General features: G+C 55.2%; 1 tRNA gene. It reads right to left on the bottom strand.

The features are described 5' to 3' along the window. Window positions 1-246 precede the first annotated feature (246 nt). Window positions 247-323 (bottom strand) — tRNA-Met (locus tag RHIZ70P_RS22730). Window positions 324-373: the final 50 nt, after the last annotated feature.

Raw genomic sequence — 373 nt, 5'->3', positions numbered from 1 at the left:
GCCCGCCTCCTGCTCCTTCAATATCCCGATGATCTGTTCTTCCGTGAACCGTGAACGCTTCATTCGTCCGTCTCCTTGATGTGACGGACTCTACCAAATTCTGGAGGAAGTTCAGGGTCTCAGGTCAATCCCCCCGTTCAAAACGGGGGGATTACCGCCCTCGGGCCAAACGCAAAAAGCTCCTCGACCGTTATGGCGAGGAGCTCAGGATCAGATCTTCGGAATGGGTAAATTTGCAAGTTTTTTTGGTTGCGGGGGCAGGATTTGAACCTGCGGCCTTCAGGTTATGAGCCTGACGAGCTACCGGGCTGCTCCACCCCGCGTTATTGTCTGAGCGCCGGGTCCTTCCCGGTATATTTGTCTTGCCGGAGCT

Origin of the sequence: Paenirhizobium selenitireducens ATCC BAA-1503 (assembly GCF_900492185.1) — a bacterium.
Taxonomy (GTDB): domain Bacteria; phylum Pseudomonadota; class Alphaproteobacteria; order Rhizobiales; family Rhizobiaceae; genus Allorhizobium; species Allorhizobium selenitireducens_A.
The sequence above is the reverse complement of the archived record's forward strand: the minus strand, read 5'-3'. Positions and strand labels throughout refer to the sequence as shown.